This is a genomic window from Proteus sp. G2674 (assembly GCF_009915195.1).
GTDB classification, from domain to species: Bacteria; Pseudomonadota; Gammaproteobacteria; order Enterobacterales; family Enterobacteriaceae; genus Proteus; species Proteus mirabilis.
Genome location: NZ_JAABLS010000008.1, coordinates 1 through 19,806 on the forward strand (window position 1 = coordinate 1; position 19,806 = coordinate 19,806).

Genomic DNA, 19,806 nt, shown 5'->3' on the forward strand with positions numbered 1-19,806 from the left:
GTGCAACTGTCGCTGCCGTTTCCGGTCTTCTGCGTTGTTGCGAGGAGGTGCATTCTACATCTTCCTCATTCAGTGTCAAGCGCTAATTTATCAGGCTTTTCACTTTTTTATTTTGTTCTCTCAGCCGGTTCGCTTAGCGCCCTGTGCCGTGACAACGAGGACGCATTATAGGGAGTTTTCTGAGGCTGGCAATAGTTTTTTGAAAAAAAATGTTTGTTTGTTGGTTAATTAAACGAAGTGCCTATTTTTTGTGGCTTTTAAGCCATTTTGGCAAGTCGGCTAAGCTATCTAGAACAAAATCTGCACAAGTTTCGGCCTCTTCTGTAATCGCTTTTCCTGTTCGAACGAGAATTTTATGCCCAACTCCAGCCGCTTTTGCTGCCAACATATCTTCTTTTTTATCTCCCACCATATAAGAAGATGCCATATCGATGTTTAATTGTGCTTTCGCATCCATAAACATACCTGTTGCAGGTTTACGACAGTCACACTCTTTTTTGTATTCTTCTATAATTGCATCTGGATGATGTGGGCAATAATAAATGCCGTCTAAATCGACGCCTCGATCAGCTAAAGACCAATCCATCCATTCAGTTAAATGTAAAAACTGATCTTCACTATAATACCCTCGACCAATACCTGACTGATTAGTCACTAGCACTAAAGCATATCCCATGGCTTTTAATTCAGCCATTGCTTCAATCACACCTTCGATAAATTCAAAGTTATCAATTTCAGATACATAACCATGATCGATATTAATCGTTCCATCGCGATCTAAAAAAATCGCAGAAATCCCCTTGCTCACAGCATTACTCCTTTTAGATATTTGCGCTTAGTATCGCATGTTTTTTCTTATATAGAGAAGCATATCCACCTTTCTTTCTTTTATTGACTATTATTACCTATTACGCTTCTGCTCTTTTTTGTTGACTTGGACGTCTAGACGCCTTAACATCTATTTTAACTCGGGCAGAATAGCGTGAATGTCCCATATTCTACTTATATAAAGAACAAGATGATTAAACTGACGAATATAAATAAAGTATTTAAGCAGGGAGCGCGTTCAATACAAGCGCTATCAAATATTAACCTGCATGTGCCACAAGGGCAGATTTTTGGTGTGATTGGATCGTCAGGTGCAGGTAAAAGTACTCTCATACGCTGTGTAAACATGTTAGAAAAGCCGACATCAGGTGAAGTTTGGGTTGATGGTCGTGATCTAACAAAATTATCTGATAAAGAATTAACCAAAGCACGTCGTGGCATTGGCATGATTTTCCAACATTTTAATTTACTGTCCTCAAGAACGGTATTTGATAATGTTGCCTTACCTCTAGAACTTGATAACACGCCGCGTGCAGATATTAATAAACGTGTTAATGAGTTATTAGAATTAGTGGGTTTAGCAGATAAAAAAGAGTATTACCCTGCCAATTTATCAGGGGGACAAAAGCAGCGTGTTGCGATTGCTCGAGCATTAGCTAATTCACCAAACGTTTTATTGTGTGATGAGGCAACTAGTGCTCTTGATCCTGCAACGACACGTTCTATTTTAGAACTGTTAAAAGATATTAATCGTCGTTTAGGGTTAACTATTTTACTTATCACTCATGAAATGGATGTTGTAAAACGTATTTGTGACCAAGTTGCCGTGATCAGTGGTGGTCAATTAGTTGAAAGTGATGCGGTAAGTGAGGTTTTCTCTCACCCTAAAACACCCGTTTCTCAAGCATTTATTCAATCAACATTACAATTGGATATTCCTGACGATTATAAAGAACGTATGAAGCCTGAGTGGGAAGAAGGCTTATTCCCGCTGTTAAAGCTTGAATTTAATGGGTTATCTGTTGATGCGCCATTAATGTCTATTGTTGCTCGTCGTTTTGATGCTGATATTAATATTTTAAGTTCTCAAATGGACTATGCCGGTGGAGTAAAGTTTGGCGTGATGCTAGCAGAATTACACGGTAAAAATGGTAACACAGAAAAGTCTATCGCGTTTTTAGAAGAGCATCATGTGAAAGTAGAGGTTCTCGGTTATGTCTGAAGGAATGATTTATTTATTAATTAGTGGGATCTGGGAAACCTTAGTCATGACATTTGTCTCAGGCTTTTTTGGTTTTGTCATTGGATTACCATTAGGTGTCTTACTTTATGTGACTCGACCAGAGCAAATTATGGCGAACTCCCCCGCTTATAAAGTGATTTCTGCTTTAGTTAATATTTTTAGGGCCATCCCTTTTATTATCTTATTAGTTTGGATGATCCCTTTTACACGTATGGTAGTAGGAACATCCATTGGTTTACAGGCGGCTATCGTTCCATTAACTGTAGGAGCTGCACCTTTTATTGCACGTATGGTAGAAAATACCTTATTAGAAATACCTCATGGTTTAATTGAAGCTTCTCGTGCCATGGGGGCAACACCAATGCAGATAATCAAGAAAGTTTTATTACCAGAATCTTTACCAGGTTTAATTAATGCTGCGACCATTACACTCATTACATTAGTCGGTTATTCCGCAATGGGTGGTGCTGTGGGTGCCGGTGGTTTAGGTCAAATTGGTTATCAGTATGGTTATGTGGGCTATAATGCCACAGTAATGAATACCGTCATTGTACTACTTGTTATTCTTGTTTTTATCATTCAGTTTATTGGCGATCGTTTAGTTAAACTGACAACACATAAATAAATGAATTAAAGGTTTCTATTCATCTACTATCTAATCAATAAATGTAGTTTGTATGAAACCTTTTATTTAACCAGTTCAAAGAAAGGGTAAATCTATGTCATTGAAATTTAAATCACTTGCTGTAGTCAGTGCGTTAGTCGGTGCTTTAGCTTTAGCAGGTTGTGGCGAAAAAGAAAAAGATCCCAATCATATCCGTGTGGGGGTTATTTCTGGTTCTGAACAACAAGTTGCTGAAGTTGCTAAACAAGTCGCTAAAGATAAATATGGACTTAATGTTGAACTCGTCACTTTCAATGACTTTGTCATGCCGAATGAATCATTAAGCCGTGGTGATATTGATATTAATGCCTTTCAACATAAGCCTTATTTAGATCAACAAATCAAAGATCGTAATTACAAAATTACGGCTGTAGGTAATACCTTTATTTACCCTATTGCTGGTTATTCTAAAAAAATAACGGATTTAGCAGATTTACCCGATGGTGCACAAGTGGCTATCCCTAATGATCCAACTAACTTAGGTCGTTCACTGCTACTTTTAGAAAAAGTAGGATTAGTGAAATTAAAGGAAGGGGTTGGTTTATTACCGACTAAACTGGATATCATTGAAAATCCGAAAAACATACAATTAGTTGAGTTAGAAGCACCACAATTACCGCGCTCTTTAGATGATCAAAAAATCTACTTAGCGGTTATTAATACAACCTATGCGAGTCAAGTTAACTTAACTCCAGCAAAAGATGGTATTTTTGTTGAAGATAAAGATTCACCTTATGTCAATATTATTGTTGCCCGTGAAGACAATAAAGATGATGAAAATGTGAAGAAATTTATTCAATCTTATCAAACAGATGAAGTTGATAGCGCTGCGAATAAGATTTTTAACGGTGGTGCAGTAAAAGGTTGGTAATCATCTCACAACTCAACTTAATAATAAAAAAGGCGGACATTTGTTCGCCTTTCTCTTTTTTACTGGGCTAATTTGCATTAAATTAGGGCGGTTTAATTTTTGTATAGACAATAATAAAGAGGATATACCCATGCACATGCGCTTGCTACTTATTGGCATTATAGCGCTGTTTATGACCGGCTGTTCAATGCAGAAATCATCTGATGTTGATCAGTCTAAGTTTACGGATATGCGTTTAAATAAACCTGGCCAACCACAAAAGCCCAAACAGCAAACTTTATCTCCTGTTCGCATTGTTGAAAAAACAGAAGATCTTTTAGGTGCGCCTTTTAAAGATTTAGGTGTTGTTGCCGGTGAATCTTGCCGACAAACACTACAAGATCCACCCGCAAGCTTACCTGCTGCGAAAAAAAGAATGGCTATCAAAGCGGCTTATAAAAATGCGAATGCAGTTTTATTACATGAATGCCAAATAGTCACAGGAATGGGTTGCTATCAATCGGCAATCTGTGAAGGTTCAGCACTATTAATTACTCAATGAATAGCTACCAAATAACATCTATAGGGCATATTATTAGCCCTTATAAAGAGAAATTTGCCGTTCCTCGCCAACCTGGATTAGTCCAGGATGGCGTAGGCCAGCTACTACTACACACACCTTATAATCATCCTGATGCAGTAAGAGGCTTAGAACAATTTAGCCATCTTTGGTTATTATTTATTTTTCATCAAACAGCGCAACAAGGTTGGCATCCATTAGTGCGCCCGCCAAGATTAGGGGGGAATAGCAAACTCGGGGTTTTCGCCACTCGCTCAACTTTTCGCCCTAATGCTATCGGCATGTCATTAGTCGAGCTAAAAGATATCATTATTGAAAAGCAATCGGTGATCTTGCAACTAGGCAGTCTAGATCTTATTGATGGAACCCCCATTATTGATATCAAGCCGTACCTTCCCTATGCTGAATCTATTGCTGATGCAACAGCAGGCTTTGCCCAATATGCTCCTCATGAAGAGATGGAGATTCTTTTTTCTGAAGATGCCACACAGCAGTTACAATATTACTCTCATCAATATCCTCATCTTATGCGATTTATCACTCAAGTATTGCAACAAGATCCGCGTCCTGCTTATAAAAAAAACGAACAAAGTGATAGAGTATATGCCGTGCATTTACTGGATTTTAATATTCGTTGGCAAGTCAATGGGCAGCAAACACTTGTTCTTAGTATAGAACCGCGCTAACTTGCACTTACTAACATTGAAACTTCTTGTCTTTAAGCAAATCAGATTGAAAAAAATGCTTTGCCTCTTTTGGCAAACCTAAGTCACTGGTAGACTAAAGACTTTCTCTATTTATATTGATGTAGACTGGCCTGACAGTCAGCCTAAGTATTTTTGTTCTAATGGAACCTAATAATGCGTACTAGCCACTATTTGCTCTCTACTTTGAAAGAGACGCCTGCTGATGCCGAAATTGTCAGCCATCAACTCATGCTTCGCGCAGGTATGATCCGTAAACTCGCATCTGGTCTTTATGATTGGATGCCGACTGGTGTTCGTGTCCTGAGAAAAATTGAGAAAATTGTTCGTGAAGAGATGGACAACGCAGGCTCACTTGAAATTTCAATGCCGGTTGTTCAGCCTGCTGATCTATGGCAAGAAAGTGGCCGTTGGGAACAATATGGCCCAGAATTGTTGCGTTTTACAGATCGCGGTGAGCGTCCTTTTGTTTTAGGTCCAACCCATGAAGAAGTGGTGACCGATATTGTTCGTAATGAAATCACCTCTTACAAACAACTACCACTCAACCTTTACCAAATTCAAACTAAATTCCGTGATGAAGTACGCCCGCGCTTTGGTGTTATGCGTTCACGTGAGTTTATCATGAAAGATGCCTATTCATTCCATATCTCTCAAGAGTCTCTACAAGAGACTTACGACAGAATGTATCAAGCCTATAGCAATATCTTTACTCGTATTGGTTTAGACTTCCGTCCAGTATTAGCTGATACAGGCTCTATTGGTGGTAGTGCCTCTCATGAATTCCAAGTATTAGCAGATAGCGGAGAAGATGATATCGTATTCTCAACAGCATCTGACTATGCTGCTAATATTGAATTAGCAGAAGCGGTTATGCCAGCAACACCTCGTTCACCAGCAACAAAAGAGTTACGTTTAGTAGATACACCAAACGCAAAAACTATTGCTGAATTAGTTGAACAATTTAATCTGCCTATTGAAAAAACAGTTAAAACACTTATTGTTCATGCAACTGAAGAAAGTGGTCATAAATTAGTGGCTTTATTAGTCCGTGGTGATCATGAGCTCAATGAAATAAAAGCAGAAAAATGTAGCATTGTCGCTTCACCTTTAGTTTTCGCGACTGAAGAAGAGATCCGCCAAGCTGTTAATGCAGGTCCAGGCTCTCTTGGTCCAATTAACTTGCCATTACCAATCATTATCGATCGCGCTGTATCTGTTATGAGCGATTTTGGTGCTGGTGCAAATATTGATGGTAAACACTACTTTGGTATTAACTGGGAGCGTGATTTACCTCTTGCTGAAATGGCGGATATCCGTAATGTTGTCGAAGGTGATCCAAGCCCAGATGGTAAAGGTACTTTACTTATCAAACGTGGTATTGAAGTCGGTCATATCTTCCAACTAGGTAAGAAATATTCTGAAGCATTAAAAGCGACGGTACAAAACGAAGAAGGCCATAACCAAGTTGTGACTATGGGTTGTTATGGTATTGGTATTACTCGTATCGTTGCAGCGGCAATCGAACAAAATCACGATGCTCGTGGTATTATCTGGCCTGATGCTATCGCACCTTTCCAAGTTGCCATTTTACCAATGAACATGCATCGTTCTTATCGTGTAAAAGAAGTAGCAGAGAAACTCTATGCTGACTTACGTGCACAGGGTATTGATGTTTTATTTGATGATCGCAAAGAGCGCCCAGGTGTGATGTTTGCAGATATGGAACTGATTGGTGTACCGCACACCATCGTGATTGGTGATCGTAATCTGGATAACGAACAAGTTGAGTATAAAGCACGCCGTAGTGATGATAAATCGCTGGTCAATGTGAATGATGTTGTTGCCTTTATTAAAGAGCAACTAGCTTAATCCATCTAATATTGTTTAGCCCTTATTGGGCTAAACTGACCAAACTTAACGACTGCTGTTACCACTTTTGTTAACGTAAAAAAACCGCTTTATTTAAAGCGGTTTTTTTATAATGAATTAACTTCTGCTATTACGACGGCTATTGCAAGAGCCATGACGATCAAAGCGCGGTTTATTATCGGTAACCACTAATGCACGATCATACTGTCCATCTTCCATTGAAGGACGAATACTATAGTAACCTCTGACCTCTAGATAGACAGGTGTTCCGCCATCAACGCCTGTAGCAAAATAGCCTTTTTCTAATACTAATCCATCAGCGGCATAGACACGTCCAGATTGGCAATCTTTAAAGGTTCCAGCGTCAGCAAAATAGGTAAATTCACCCGCTAACTGCTTAGGTTGAACCTTTGCTAAGGTATAATTAAGACCCGAATTAATTACATTACCATCGATATCCAACATAACTAATTTATCTTCACGAGGTAAATAGTAACTCTTCTCGCCATAACTATTAGTCAAGGTCAGTTTATCTTTACTTAATGACCAAGTACCTGACTCAAAAAAACTTCGATTGTCATCAGAAGTGCCTTGGTAACTTTGCTCCATTACATAAGAGCCATCTTGATTGACAAGAATAGTCGTGTCGATACCAGAACAATCGGCACAAGGTAGAATACTGTTATATGTTTGATCAACAATTTTACCATCGAGTGACAGGCCAATATTATTCTGGCAGCCTGACATAATAAATAACCCTGCAGCAATGGCTGCAAATAAAAGTTTTTTCCCCATCATCAACTCCCTAAGTTCTGGGTACTTTCTAATTTCTCGTTTTCAATGCTAGTTTAGCATTTTTTTAAGCAAAAAGGGTGAATAAAACCCCCTTTAAGATAATTACACTACGTTTTAGTATAAATTCTTAAATCTTGTCGCAGAATGCACTATTTCAGAAAATTATCACAATAACTATTGTGATCACTTCGAATAACAGCATAATGATTTTATTCTGAATTATTCACTGGCGGCAATACCGCCACGAACGAGTGGTGAGGGAATATGTCAACAAATACAGAATATCAACCAATTAATTGTGATGATTATGAATATTTGGAGTTAGCTTGCCAACGAGGCTTAACACTCCATATTGAATTACATAATGGTGAGCAAATTGATGGTGTCGCAGATGATCTCTTTTTAAGTAAAAAAGTTGAATATCTGAAAGTAAAAACATCTGAGGGTGCAAAAGATTTACGACTGGATATTATTGCCAGTTTTTCTCATCCCGAACTTGGCACTATCATAATCAAATCTGAATAACTATTTACATAAACAACCGCCAATTACGGCGGTTGTTTACGACGCTTGCCACTCAATTGTTATACTTTGTTCTGTTGTTGCATTTCCCTCTAAAGTCACAAAAGTATTAACCGCTGCAATTAATGTATCGTTATAATAAATCAATGGGATACGAGTTCTTTGCCATGGGGCAATATTAAGCTCTTGCCAAATTTTCTTGCTTGATCTGGCCAAATCTCGCCCAACAATACGTAAAGATGAAGCCGTTAAGCCAAAACGAACCGTCACTTTTTCATCTGCTAACGGTGCTCTGCAGATTGTTTTACCGCTATCACGACTCACCACTAATATCCCTAACTGATTAGGCAAAATTAAAGGTTGTGATAATGACCATTCGATAACCCTATCCGTTAGTTCTTCCATAACTGGCACAAGATAGAGGCGTTGTTGATAACGCCTAATTTCATCTTGGAAAAAACGTAACCGTGGCTCTGCATCTGCTTTAGCTAAAGCAACTTCTTGCCATAGCCGCGACAATTGAGATCTTGATGGCATGCTTTTATTACATTTAGCAAACCAACGACGCAACAATGCATTACGTTTTATTTCGCTACAGCGGGACAATAAATTGATATCTAAACTCTGATGCTCATCAATCAATTGCTGCAATTCTACTTCGAGTAACTCATCTAAGAGCGCTTCTTGTTCACCACACAGTGCGGCACTACGAGTGACAGCTTGAGAAAAATGTGGCCAGCGCTGAGTCAATAGAGGCATAACATGTAAACGTAAGAAATTGCGATCATAGCGATCATCTTGATTACTATCATCCTCAATCCATAATAAACCGTGCTCATGTGCATAAGCTTCGATTTGCTCACGTGTGATATTAAGTAATGGTCGTAATAAATACCCTTGTTCAAAAGGCATTTTTGCAGGCATTGAAGACAACCCTGCCGGTCCACTACCGCGTTTAAGCGCTAATAGGAAAGTTTCCGCTTGATCATCTTGATGTTGTGCCGTCACTAAAACTTGATTAGGCTGTAAATATTGGCGATAAGCTTGATAGCGCGCTTCTCTGGCACCCTGCTCAATCCCCCCTTCTTTCCCATTGACTTGTACTCTTTCACTGATAAAACTGACCTGCCAGTTATGACAAAAATGTTCGCAATGCGTGAGCCAATCATCGGCTTTTGAATTCAATCCATGATGAACATAAATTGCCGTTAATTCTAAAGGAAGTTGATATTTATCACGTAAGCAAACCAACCCATGCAATAAAACGGTTGAATCAACTCCACCACTAAAACCCACTAAAATATGAGTATGAGAGCCAATTTGTCGTTTAATTTCGTTAATAAGAGGACAATTTTTCAGTTCCATAGCATTATCAGTTATCGAGGAATTCAATGGGTTATGTTAAGCCTTTCCATTGCATTTTGCACGAACACAACCTTTCGCCACAACATAATAAAAAAGAAAGCAGAATATAGCTTTTCACTTAAGCTGATAACGATACTAAGAAAATGCTGTCCTCATCGCTGTCATGGGTTTAATTATGCCGTAAAGCCACCATCAACGAGATAAGAAGCCCCTGTGACAAACGAGGCGGCATCACTTGCTAAAAAGGCAACAACATTAGCCACCTCTTCAGCTGTACCTAACCGACCAATAGGGTGTAAAGCGACGAGTTTTTGTTTGTCTAATTCACGCCCCTCTAATAAAGGAGTATCAATATAGCCTGGACAAACAGCATTAACACGAATACCTTGACTGGCATAATCAAGCGCTAACGTTTGTGTGAGTAATTTAATGCCCCCTTTAGAGGAGCAATAAGCAGGAAATGCATGCTGGCCGACAAAAGAGCAGATTGAACTACAGTTAACAATAGCCCCTGTGGTTTTAGTTTCTAACCAATGTTGAATAACCGCGCGGTTAATAAGAAATAGTCCATTAAGATTAACATCAAGCACTTTTTTCCATTGATCGTAATGTAATTTATCGGCAACGGTATCGGTTAAAACACCCGCATTAGCAAATAAAAAATCCACTTTGCCATAATGTTTTACTACATGCTTAACCAGTTGTTGATTATCTTGCTCATTGGTGGCATCCATTTGTACAAATTCTGCGGAAAACCCTTTATCTTGCAAATACTTTTGTGCTTTTTCCCCACGACCTAAATGACTTCCAGTAATAATAACCGATGCCCCTAGTGATAAAAATTTCTCAGCGCTAGCTAAACCGATACCACTATTACCTCCGGTGATAATGCCTACTTTGTTGCTAAATGAAATCATAACTTTTCCTTCTTTGATTAACGATAAGCCTTATCAAATCATAGGTAGGGTTACGTATTTTTTAAGCAAAGATAAACATAAATCTTATATTTGAGATCGAGTTAACATATTGATATATAATTAAAAATGAAAGCATCACAAGCTATTACTATTAATAATAGAAATAGTTTTATAAAAGAAAAATTAGCTGGAGTGATAGTGGCGCGATAATAGCCTGCTCCTATTCGCCATAAAAAAACCCCATGCTATAGCATGGGGAGTGATCTTTTTAATAGCTAGCTAAGTACCCGCTCAATCAGCAATAGCCATATTCCATTAAGCGTTGATAACGGCGGTTAGTGAGCTCTTCTGTATCAAACTCATCTAACTGCGCTAAATCAGCTTTTAGCTGCGCTTTTAGTGATGCAGCCATTTCATCATAATGACGATGAGCACCACCTAAAGGTTCAGGGATCACCGTATCAATCAATTTTAATTCTTTTAAACGATTTGCCGTGATCCCCATAGCTTCAGCAGCTAATGGTGCTTTATCAGCACTCTTCCATAGAATAGAAGCACAACCTTCTGGCGAAATAACGGAATAGGTGCTGTACTGCAACATATTCACTTTATCACCCACACCAATCGCCAAAGCACCACCAGAGCCACCTTCGCCAATAACGGTACAAATAATTGGCACACCAAAGCGAGACATTTCTCTTAAATTACGAGCAATCGCTTCTGATTGTCCACGCTCTTCAGCGCCCACCCCCGGATAAGCTCCCGGAGTATCAATAAAAGTGATAATAGGTAATTTAAAACGTTGTGCCATTTCCATTAAACGTAGCGCTTTGCGATAACCTTCAGGAGCTGGCATACCAAAATTACGACGAATTTTTTCTTTCGTTTCACGTCCTTTTTGATGACCAATGATCATCACCGGACGACCGTCTAAACGAGCAATACCACCGACAATCGCTTTATCATCAGCATAAGCGCGATCACCCGCTAACTCCTGAAAATCAGTAAAAACACGATTAATATAATCAAGGGTATAAGGTCTTAATGGATGACGAGCAAGTTGTGCCACTTGCCATGCACCAAGATCAGAGAAAATTTTTCGAGTAAGTTCTAAACTTTTTTCTCTTAAGCGTGCAACTTCTTCATCAATATTAATATCAATTTTTTCATCATGTTGGCTAACTGCGGTTAGCGAATCGATTTTCGCTTCTAACTCGGCAATTGGCTGTTCAAAATCCAGAAAATTAAGACTCATAACATTCCTATTCTAGTCAAATTCTAATTCCACCTGCTCATTACCCAGCAGAGTTCGCAGATCGGTCAAAAGCATATCAGTCGGCGTTACTCGCCATGTTGCACCAAAACGCAAACGTGCACAGGCATCATGCTTTTGAAAATAAAGATGAACCGGGATCGTGCCTGAACGATGAGGTTCTAAAACGCCGCGAAGACGATTTAATAATTGCTCATTAATTTGCCTGTCTGATAACGAGATAGCAAGCCCTCGAGCATATTTTTCACGCGCTTCGTTAATATCCATTAATTCGCGGACTGTCATTTTAAGCCCACCGTTGAAATCATCAAAGCTGACCTGCCCGGTAGCAATTAAAATCCGATCTTGTTCCAATAGATGTTGGTATTTATCTAATGCATCGGAAAATAACATAATTTCCAAACGACCAGAACGATCATCTAACGTACATATACCAATTCTATTCCCTCGTTTAGTGGTAAAGACTTTCGAAGCAAGGACTAATCCTGCCACTTTTACCATCTGACCTCGGGGGGTAGGTACTAGATCTTTTAGACGGGTTCCTGCCGCATATCGTTCAATTTCTTTTAGATAACGGGTGATGGGATGTCCCGTTAAATATAAACCGAGGGTTTCTCGCTCACCTTCTAAAACAACTTGATCTGGCCATTTAGGTACATTGGCATAAGAACGTTCCACTTGCTCTGGGGCTTCTGCCAATACACCAAACATATCGGATTGCCCAATGGCTTCCGCTTTTGCGTGTTGATCTGCCGCCTTTAAGGCATCTTCAAGCGAAGACATTAATGCTGCACGGTGAGGCCCTAATTTATCAAATGCGCCTGACATTATCAGTTTTTCCATCACTCGGCGATTCAATTTTTTGGTTTCTGTTCTCGCACAGAGATCAAAAATATCTTTAAAATGACCACCTTGTTGACGCGCTTCGACAATTGCCTCAATAGGGCCTTCTCCAACCCCTTTGATAGCCCCTATGCCATACACTATTTCGCCTTCATCATTAACATGGAAATGATAAAGCCCACTATTAATATCTGGAGGAAGGACTTTTAACCCCATTCGCCAACATTCATCCACCAGACCGACCACTTTTTCGGTATTATCCATATCGGCAGTCATAACTGCCGCCATAAACTCCGCAGGATAATGAGCTTTTAACCAGAGCGTTTGATAAGAAACTAAGGCATAAGCCGCTGAGTGCGATTTGTTAAATCCATAACCGGCAAATTTCTCTACCAAGTCAAAGATTTTCATGGCTAATTCGCCATCAACACCATTTTTAATCGCCCCCGCTTCAAACACAGAGCGCTGTTTTGCCATCTCCTCTGGTTTTTTCTTACCCATCGCGCGTCGTAACATATCCGCGCCACCCAAGGTATAACCGGCAAGTACCTGTGCTATCTGCATCACTTGTTCTTGATACAAGATAACACCATAAGTTGGCTCTAATACAGGCTGTAAGCTCTCATGTTGCCATTTAACATCAGGGTAGGAAATCTCTTCAACACCGTGTTTTCGGTCGATAAAGTTATCCACCATCCCCGACTGTAAAGGCCCCGGGCGAAACAGTGCAACTAACGCAATCATATCTTCGAAGCAGTCTGGTCGCAGACGCTTTATCAGATCTTTCATACCACGGGATTCTAACTGGAATACCGCGGTGGTTTCAGAGCGTTGCAACATATCGAAGCTACGCTGATCGGTTAATGAAATGGCTGATATATCAACAGGCTCAAGTGATTTTTTAGCCCGTCGAGCATTAATCATTTCTAATGCCCAGTTGATTATCGTCAGCGTTCTTAACCCTAAGAAGTCAAATTTAACAAGACCGGCATATTCAACATCATTCTTATCAAATTGTGTAACCGGGTTATTCCCTTCCGGATCGCAATAAAGTGGCGCAAAGTCGGTAATTTTGGTTGGAGAAATAACGACACCACCGGCATGCTTACCCGCATTACGGGTTACCCCTTCTAATTTACGCGCCATATCAATAAGCGATTTCACTTCTTCATCAGCTTCGTAAATTTCAGGTAACTGAGGCTCTGCGGCAAAAGCTTTTTCTAACGTCATTCCCGGATCTGGGGGAACAAGCTTGGAAATTCTATCAACAAAGCCATAAGGGTGTCCTAAAACACGCCCAACATCTCGAATAACAGCTTTGGCTGCCATAGTACCAAAGGTAATGATCTGTGATACGGCATCACGACCATACATATCCGCAACGTGATCAATAACTCTATCGCGCTTCTCCATACAGAAGTCAACGTCAAAGTCAGGCATTGATACACGTTCTGGATTAAGAAAACGTTCAAACAGTAGATCAAACTCAAGAGGATCGAGATCTGTTATCTTAAGCGAATAAGCCACCAGTGAGCCAGCACCTGAACCACGTCCTGGCCCTACAGGAACACCGTTATCTTTAGACCACTGGATAAATTCCATCACTATCAAAAAGTAACCGGGGAATCCCATCTGGTTAATAACTTTAAGTTCAATCTCAAGGCGCTCATCGTATTCAGGACGTCGCTTTTCTCTCTCTTGCGGATCAGGAAATAAAAAGGCAAGGCGCTCTTCTAAGCCCTCTTTGGACTTTTTAATTAAGAAATCTTCTGTACTCATATCCCCAGTCGGGAATTGAGGAAGAAAGTATTCACCTAAACGAATAGTCACATTACAGCGTTTGGCTATTTCAACACTGTTTTCTAATGCTTCAGGAATATCAGCAAAAAGCTCACACATCTCTTCTTCTGTGCGCATATATTGCTGAGGACTGTAGTGTTTAGGACGTTTAGGATCGGATAATGTGAAACCATCATGAATAGCCACGCGAATTTCATGAGCATCAAAATCATCACTATCCAGAAAACGGACATCATTTGTCGCAACAACAGGAAGCCCTTTTTCTGATGCTAAGGCTACAGCTTCGTGTAAGTAGCTCTCTTCATCTGGACGCCCAGTACGAATAAGCTCTAAATAATAGCTATCAGGAAAGTGCGTTTGATAATATTCAAGACATTGCTCAACTAAAGCTCGATTACCGCGTAGTAGGAATTTACCAACATCTCCCATTCTACCGCCAGAAAGCAACAAGAGACCTTCTTTATATGTTGTTAACCACTCTTGTTTGATAACCGGTCCGGCAGCACCATAACCATGTTTATAAGCTTCAGAAATCAATAGTGTTAGGTTTTGATATCCCACATTATCACGGGCGAGAATGGTTAAATGCGCGTATTCATCACCTAATAGTTCCGTTTCCAGATAGACATCTGCACCAACAATAGGTTTGATACCGGCACCATGAGCCGCACCATAAAATTTCACTAACCCACATAAGTTAGTGAAATCTGTAATTGCAAAAGCAGGCATACCCAGCGAAGCCACTTTCTTCACAAGAGGCCCTGTTTTTGCCAATCCATCGATCATTGAATAATCGCTGTGTACCCTTAGATGGATAAAACGAGGATCTGCCATATCTTATTAATTACTCTGTGGATTAGACTAAATTTAAAGCACGTTTTACAGGCGCAAAACTTTTACGATGATAAGGCGTTGCCCCTAATGAAGCCAGTTTTTCCATATGGAAGGCTGTTGGATAGCCTTTATGTTTGGCAAAGCCATAATCAGGATAAAGTTTATCTAGCTGTTCCATTTCCCTATCACGGGTAACTTTAGCCAGTATTGACGCTGCGCTAATTTCTTGAACTAAACTATCACCTTTAATCACCGCTTGAGATGCCATTGGCAAGTTAGGACAACGGTTTCCGTCGACTAAGACCATATCAGGCGTTATGGATAATCCCGCGACAGCACGCTCCATGGCTTTCATCGTTGCCCAAAGAATATTCAGTTTATCTATCTCTTCAGGCTCAGCACGTCCAATAGCCCAACATAATGCTTTTTCTTTTATTTCATCATAAAGCGCATTGCGTTTTTTCTCGGTCAATTTTTTCGAGTCCATTAATCCTTGAATCGGATTAGCTGGATCGAGGATCACCGCAGCAGTAACTACCGCACCCACCAATGGTCCGCGACCGACTTCATCGACGCCAGCAATTAGGTTTGCTTTAGGATAGACAAATTCCATTATTGACCTGCTAATTCTAAAACTGCATTCGCTGCTTGCTCATCAGCACGACAACGGATAGCTGAGTGTAATTGTAAAAATATCTCTTTTAAGTGTTGTGCTTTTTCCGCATCCGTTAATAGGGGGAGTAATTGTTCTGCCAGTGCTTCTGGTGTGCACTCTTCTTGCAACAACTCTTTAATTATTTCCCGTCCTGCTAATAAATTGGGTAAAGAGACATAGGGCGTTTTAACTAATTTTTTTGCTAACCAAAAGGTAAATGGTTTCATACGATAACCCACTACCATCGGGCATTTCGTTAACATGCATTCTAAGGCGGCTGTACCAGATGCTAATAAAGTCGCATCACTGGCGGTCATCGCCTCTCTTGCTTGTCCATCTAAGAGTTGGATTTCAAGTTTTGGGGCAACACTTTGATGTATTTGTTCAAATTGTGCCCGTCGCTTCGCATTTACCAAAGGGACAACAATATGTAATGCGGGGATCTGTTGCTTTAATCGCTGCGCTGTTTTTATAAAGTCCGCACTGAGCATTTCCACTTCAGAATGCCGACTTCCTGGTAGCAGAGCTAAACAGATTGCCTCTTGATCAATACCTAGGTGTTCACGAGCCGCTTTTTTATCAGGGTGTAACGCAATTGCATCAGCCATTGTATGACCGATAAAGCGACAAGGAACCTGATATTTATCGTAAAACGCTTTTTCAAAAGGAAGGAAAGCTAAAACCAAATCCGTTGCTTTACCAATTTTAAAAACCCGTTTTTGACGCCAAGCCCATACTGATGGACTGACATAATGGATAGTTTTCAACCCTTTTTGTTTTAAGCGACCTTCAAGGGTGATATTAAAATCAGGAGCATCAATACCAACAAAAACATCTGGCTTAAGTTGTGTAAAGCGTTGAGTGAGATCTTTTCTGATCTTCAATAATCGTGGCAAACGTTCAAGTACTTCCACGATCCCCATCACCGCAAGCTCTTCCATTTCATACCAAGCTTCACAACCTTCTGCTTGCATCAAAGGACCTGCGACACCAACAAAACGAATATTGGGATGCATTTGTTTAAGAGCGCGGATTAATCCCGCGCCCAAGATATCACCGGACGTTTCACCAGCCACAAGGCCGATAACTAACGGACGCTGTTTTATAGATGATTGGCCTGACAAGGTCATATCCTAATTAGCGAATAATACCGCGGTTTGATTTTGCTGAGTTTTCCAGAAAATCACTGAATATTTTTACATACTGATTATTATTGTCTGCGGCTAATTGGGCAATCTCTTCTCGCGCTTCTTCAAGCGTTTTACCATTACGATAAAGTATCTTGTAAGCGTTACGAATGGCATGCAGATCTTCTTTTGCAAAACCGCGACGTTTTAATCCTTCAATATTCAAACCATAAGGGGTGGCATGGTTTCCTTGTGCAATCACAAAAGGAGGAACATCTTGTGCTACACCGGAACAGCCGCCCACCATGACATGTGAACCAATCTGACAAAATTGGTGAACCGCACTCATACCACCGATTATCACATAATCACCTAAAGTGACATGTCCACCTAAAGTACCGTTATTTGCAATAATACAGCGATCGCCAATGATACAATCATGAGCAACATGGGTATTGATCATCAATAAGTTATCATTGCCAATTTTAGTAATATTACCGCCCTGTGTCGTACCACGATGAATAGTGACACTTTCGCGGATAAGATTGCGATCACCAATAATGACTTGGGTCGGCTCACCACGATATTTCAGATCTTGGTTTACTTCACCGATAGAGGCAAATTGGTAAATCTGATTATCACGGCCAATGCGCGTATGGCCATTAATAACCACATGAGATTTGATATCTGTACCTTCACCAATCTCAACATGGCTACCAATAACGCAAAAAGGGCCAATGCGAACATTAGCACCAATTACCGCACCCTCTTCAATAATTGAAGAAGGGTGAATTACTGCGGATTTATCAATCATAAGCTAGACCTCACGGCGGCGAGCACACATCATCTCAGCTTCGCAGGCAATTTCTCCATCAACTTTAGCGACGCCTTTAAAGCGTGCAACGCCACGGCGTTCTTTAATGAATTCAACCTCAAGAACCATTTGGTCTCCAGGTAAGACAGGACGTTTAAAGCGAGCACCGTCAATAGCAGCAAAATAGTAAAGTTCACCGGGTTCCAGTTTTCCTACGCTTTTGAATGCTAAAATACCTGTTGCCTGCGCCATTGCTTCGAGGATCAGTACACCAGGGAAAATAGGTTTGCCTGGGAAGTGACCTTGAAAGAAAGGCTCATTAAAAGATACATTTTTTACTGCTCTTAGAAATTTCCCTTCTTCAAAATCAAGGACACGGTCAACCAATAAAAATGGGTAACGGTGTGGAAGTAAATCTAAAATTTCTTCGATTTGCAGAGTATGATTATCACTCATTGCAATACTCTTCCTGTCTAATAAAACTGAATCTAATTAAGAATGACACGACCTGCTGTGACTCAAAAAGGGAGTTAACGCGCAGGTCGCAAAATAGGTAACAACAACCGTAAAAGATGCTACTTGTTACTTGTCGCTATTTTCTACTTGACGTTCTAGCGACTTTAGCCTTTTTTGCATTTCATCAATTCGCAGCACCAGTGCTGCGGTTTTACGCCATGCTTTATTCGGTTGTAACGGAATGCCAGAAGAATAAACCCCAGGTTCAGTGATAGGACGCATAACCATCCCCATTCCTGTTACCGTAACTTTATCACAAATTTCCATGTGACCATTGATAACACTTGCTCCACCAATCATACAGTAACGCCCAATTTTCAGGCTCCCCGCCATGATGACACCACCTGCCACAGCAGTATTGTCACCAATAATGACGTTATGTGCGATTTGGCACTGGTTATCAATGATAACACCATTACCGATAACTGTGTTATCTAATGCGCCTCTATCGATGGTAGTACATGCACCAATTTCGACACGGTCACCAATGATCACTGAGCCTAACTGAGGAATTTTAATCCAATTGCCACGCTCATTGGCATAACCAAAACCATCAGAACCAATGACAGTACCAGATTGTACTAAACAATCTTTACCAATGATAACTTCATGATAAACAGAGACATTTGCCCACAAACGGCTATTATCGCCGATATGTGCTTTTTTACCAATAAAACATCCTGCACCAATAACTACGTTATTACCTAACTCAACACCTGACTCAATGACCGCATTTGCACCAATTGAGACGTTATTCCCTAATTTAGCATCAGCGGCAATAACAGCAGAAGGATGTATATCTTGTGCTGGCGCGGGCGTAGTATCCATAATCTGAGCCATTTGTGCATAAGCCAGATAAGGATTTTTCACCACCAGTGCAGCAACAGGACAAAAAGGAAGATCAGCCTCTGTTAATACCACCGCAGCGGCCTGACATTCACTTAATTTTTCACGATAGCGACTATCGGAAAGAAAGGTAATTTGTTCACCATTTGCTAAGCCCATTGAAGCAAGACCGGCGATAGTGATATCACCATCGCCGTGTAACTGTGCATTCAATTGCTGAGCAAGATCAGCTAATCGAATTGAAAACATCTATTATTTAACCTGTTTTTGAACCTGAGCAGTAATATCTTTACCGTCTGCGAAATAAGGAACAGTGTTTGCATCTAAAATCACATCATAACCTTCTTTTTTCGCTACAGCATCAACAGCGTCTAATACGCGTTTCATGATTTTATTACGCTCTTCTGCTTGACGACGGCTAAAGTCTTGCTCAAAAGCTTGTGCTTTTTGTGCATAAGCTTCACGTTTAGCAACCAGATCTTTTTCTGTATTAGCACGTTGTGTCGCATTCATGGTTGGTGCATCTTTTTGGTATTTCTCAACCGCAGTTTGTAATGCTTTACCTAAATTTTGCAATTCGGTATCACGTGATTTAAATTCATTTTCCAATTGTTTCTCTACCGCATCACGGTTAGGCACTTTTTGGAGAACTTGACCGATGTTCACAACACCTACTTTATCTGCAGCTTGAGTGCCTGCTGACATCGTCAATGCCATTCCTAGGGCAGCGGCACATAACAATTTTTTCACGATAGACT

Annotated in this window: 19 protein-coding genes; 7 read left to right on the forward strand and 12 right to left on the reverse strand. The window is 40.3% G+C overall.

Annotated elements, in window-relative coordinates; all coding sequences use genetic code 11:
* Nucleotides 1–241: 241 nt before the first annotated feature.
* Nucleotides 242–808 (reverse strand): D-glycero-beta-D-manno-heptose 1,7-bisphosphate 7-phosphatase, encoded by a 567-nt coding sequence (gmhB, locus tag GWI58_RS01995; RefSeq protein ID WP_004245445.1) that lies wholly within the window; start codon nt 806–808, stop codon nt 242–244.
* Nucleotides 809–1,018: 210 nt separating this feature from the next.
* Here gmhB and metN point away from each other — a divergent pair, with 210 nt between their 5' ends.
* The 6 genes from metN (at nt 1,019) to proS (ending at nt 6,741) form a co-directional block, all read left to right on the forward strand.
* Nucleotides 1,019–2,050 carry a methionine ABC transporter ATP-binding protein MetN gene (gene metN, locus GWI58_RS02000; protein WP_004245446.1) on the forward strand — a complete coding sequence of 344 codons (1,032 nt, stop codon included), beginning with the start codon at nt 1,019–1,021 and terminating at the stop codon, nt 2,048–2,050.
* Nucleotides 2,043–2,696: a methionine ABC transporter permease MetI gene (locus GWI58_RS02005; protein ID WP_004245447.1), complete on the forward strand. Its 654-nt coding sequence runs from the start codon at nt 2,043–2,045 to the stop codon at nt 2,694–2,696. Before metN ends, GWI58_RS02005 begins: the two co-directional genes overlap by 8 nt.
* Before the next feature lie 94 nt (nt 2,697–2,790).
* Complete coding sequence (locus GWI58_RS02010) at nt 2,791–3,606, forward strand: MetQ/NlpA family lipoprotein (protein WP_004248707.1); 816 nt, start codon at nt 2,791–2,793, stop codon at nt 3,604–3,606.
* A 130-nt stretch (nt 3,607–3,736) separates the two neighbouring features.
* Nucleotides 3,737–4,147: an Rcs stress response system protein RcsF gene (gene rcsF, locus GWI58_RS02015; protein WP_004248708.1), complete on the forward strand. Its 411-nt coding sequence runs from the start codon at nt 3,737–3,739 to the stop codon at nt 4,145–4,147.
* Nucleotides 4,144–4,851 (forward strand): tRNA (N6-threonylcarbamoyladenosine(37)-N6)-methyltransferase TrmO, encoded by a 708-nt coding sequence (gene tsaA / locus GWI58_RS02020; protein ID WP_161768861.1) that lies wholly within the window; start codon nt 4,144–4,146, stop codon nt 4,849–4,851. Before rcsF ends, tsaA begins: the two co-directional genes overlap by 4 nt.
* 174 nt (nt 4,852–5,025) lie before the next feature.
* Nucleotides 5,026–6,741 (forward strand): proline--tRNA ligase, encoded by a 1,716-nt coding sequence (proS, locus tag GWI58_RS02025; protein ID WP_161768862.1) that lies wholly within the window; start codon nt 5,026–5,028, stop codon nt 6,739–6,741.
* Between the two features lie 117 nt (nt 6,742–6,858).
* Here proS and nlpE read toward each other — a convergent pair whose 3' ends face one another.
* The gene (nlpE, locus tag GWI58_RS02030) at nt 6,859–7,539 is read right to left on the reverse strand and encodes an envelope stress response activation lipoprotein NlpE (RefSeq protein WP_004245452.1); all 681 of its coding nucleotides are present in this window, start codon (nt 7,537–7,539) and stop codon (nt 6,859–6,861) included.
* 261 nt (nt 7,540–7,800) lie between these two features.
* On the opposite strand from nlpE, the gene rof reads away from it, so the two are divergent.
* Nucleotides 7,801–8,061, forward strand: a complete 261-nt coding sequence (rof, locus tag GWI58_RS02035; protein WP_004245453.1) for a Rho-binding antiterminator — start codon at nt 7,801–7,803, stop codon at nt 8,059–8,061.
* Nucleotides 8,062–8,097: 36 nt separating this feature from the next.
* Here rof and tilS read toward each other — a convergent pair whose 3' ends face one another.
* The 10 genes from tilS to GWI58_RS02085 all read right to left on the reverse strand — a co-directional run bounded on the left by tilS (nt 8,098) and on the right by GWI58_RS02085 (nt 19,798).
* On the reverse strand, nt 8,098–9,423 hold the full coding sequence (gene tilS, locus GWI58_RS02040) for a tRNA lysidine(34) synthetase TilS (protein WP_094959804.1): 1,326 nt from the start codon (nt 9,421–9,423) through the stop codon (nt 8,098–8,100).
* 173 nt (nt 9,424–9,596) lie between these two features.
* Nucleotides 9,597–10,340 (reverse strand): SDR family NAD(P)-dependent oxidoreductase, encoded by a 744-nt coding sequence (locus GWI58_RS02045; RefSeq protein WP_094959805.1) that lies wholly within the window; start codon nt 10,338–10,340, stop codon nt 9,597–9,599.
* Nucleotides 10,341–10,635: 295 nt separating this feature from the next.
* Complete coding sequence (gene accA / locus GWI58_RS02050; protein ID WP_004245456.1) at nt 10,636–11,595, reverse strand: acetyl-CoA carboxylase carboxyl transferase subunit alpha; 960 nt, start codon at nt 11,593–11,595, stop codon at nt 10,636–10,638.
* Between the two features lie 12 nt (nt 11,596–11,607).
* Nucleotides 11,608–15,090 (reverse strand): DNA polymerase III subunit alpha, encoded by a 3,483-nt coding sequence (dnaE, locus tag GWI58_RS02055; RefSeq protein WP_004248711.1) that lies wholly within the window; start codon nt 15,088–15,090, stop codon nt 11,608–11,610.
* Nucleotides 15,091–15,112: 22 nt separating this feature from the next.
* On the reverse strand, nt 15,113–15,703 hold the full coding sequence (gene rnhB / locus GWI58_RS02060) for a ribonuclease HII (protein ID WP_004245458.1): 591 nt from the start codon (nt 15,701–15,703) through the stop codon (nt 15,113–15,115).
* Entirely contained in the window at nt 15,703–16,875 is a 1,173-nt protein-coding gene (gene lpxB, locus GWI58_RS02065) for a lipid-A-disaccharide synthase (RefSeq protein ID WP_017628592.1), read from the reverse strand. The genes rnhB and lpxB overlap by 1 nt, the downstream gene beginning before the upstream one ends.
* A gap of 7 nt (nt 16,876–16,882) precedes the next feature.
* Nucleotides 16,883–17,686: an acyl-ACP--UDP-N-acetylglucosamine O-acyltransferase gene (gene lpxA / locus GWI58_RS02070; protein ID WP_004245460.1), complete on the reverse strand. Its 804-nt coding sequence runs from the start codon at nt 17,684–17,686 to the stop codon at nt 16,883–16,885.
* 3 nt (nt 17,687–17,689) lie between these two features.
* Nucleotides 17,690–18,142: a 3-hydroxyacyl-ACP dehydratase FabZ gene (fabZ, locus tag GWI58_RS02075; protein ID WP_004245462.1), complete on the reverse strand. Its 453-nt coding sequence runs from the start codon at nt 18,140–18,142 to the stop codon at nt 17,690–17,692.
* Nucleotides 18,143–18,268: 126 nt separating this feature from the next.
* Nucleotides 18,269–19,297, reverse strand: a complete 1,029-nt coding sequence (lpxD, locus tag GWI58_RS02080; protein ID WP_004245463.1) for a UDP-3-O-(3-hydroxymyristoyl)glucosamine N-acyltransferase — start codon at nt 19,295–19,297, stop codon at nt 18,269–18,271.
* 3 nt (nt 19,298–19,300) lie between these two features.
* Entirely contained in the window at nt 19,301–19,798 is a 498-nt protein-coding gene (locus GWI58_RS02085; protein ID WP_161768863.1) for an OmpH family outer membrane protein, read from the reverse strand.
* Between the last annotated feature and the right edge of the window lie 8 nt (nt 19,799–19,806).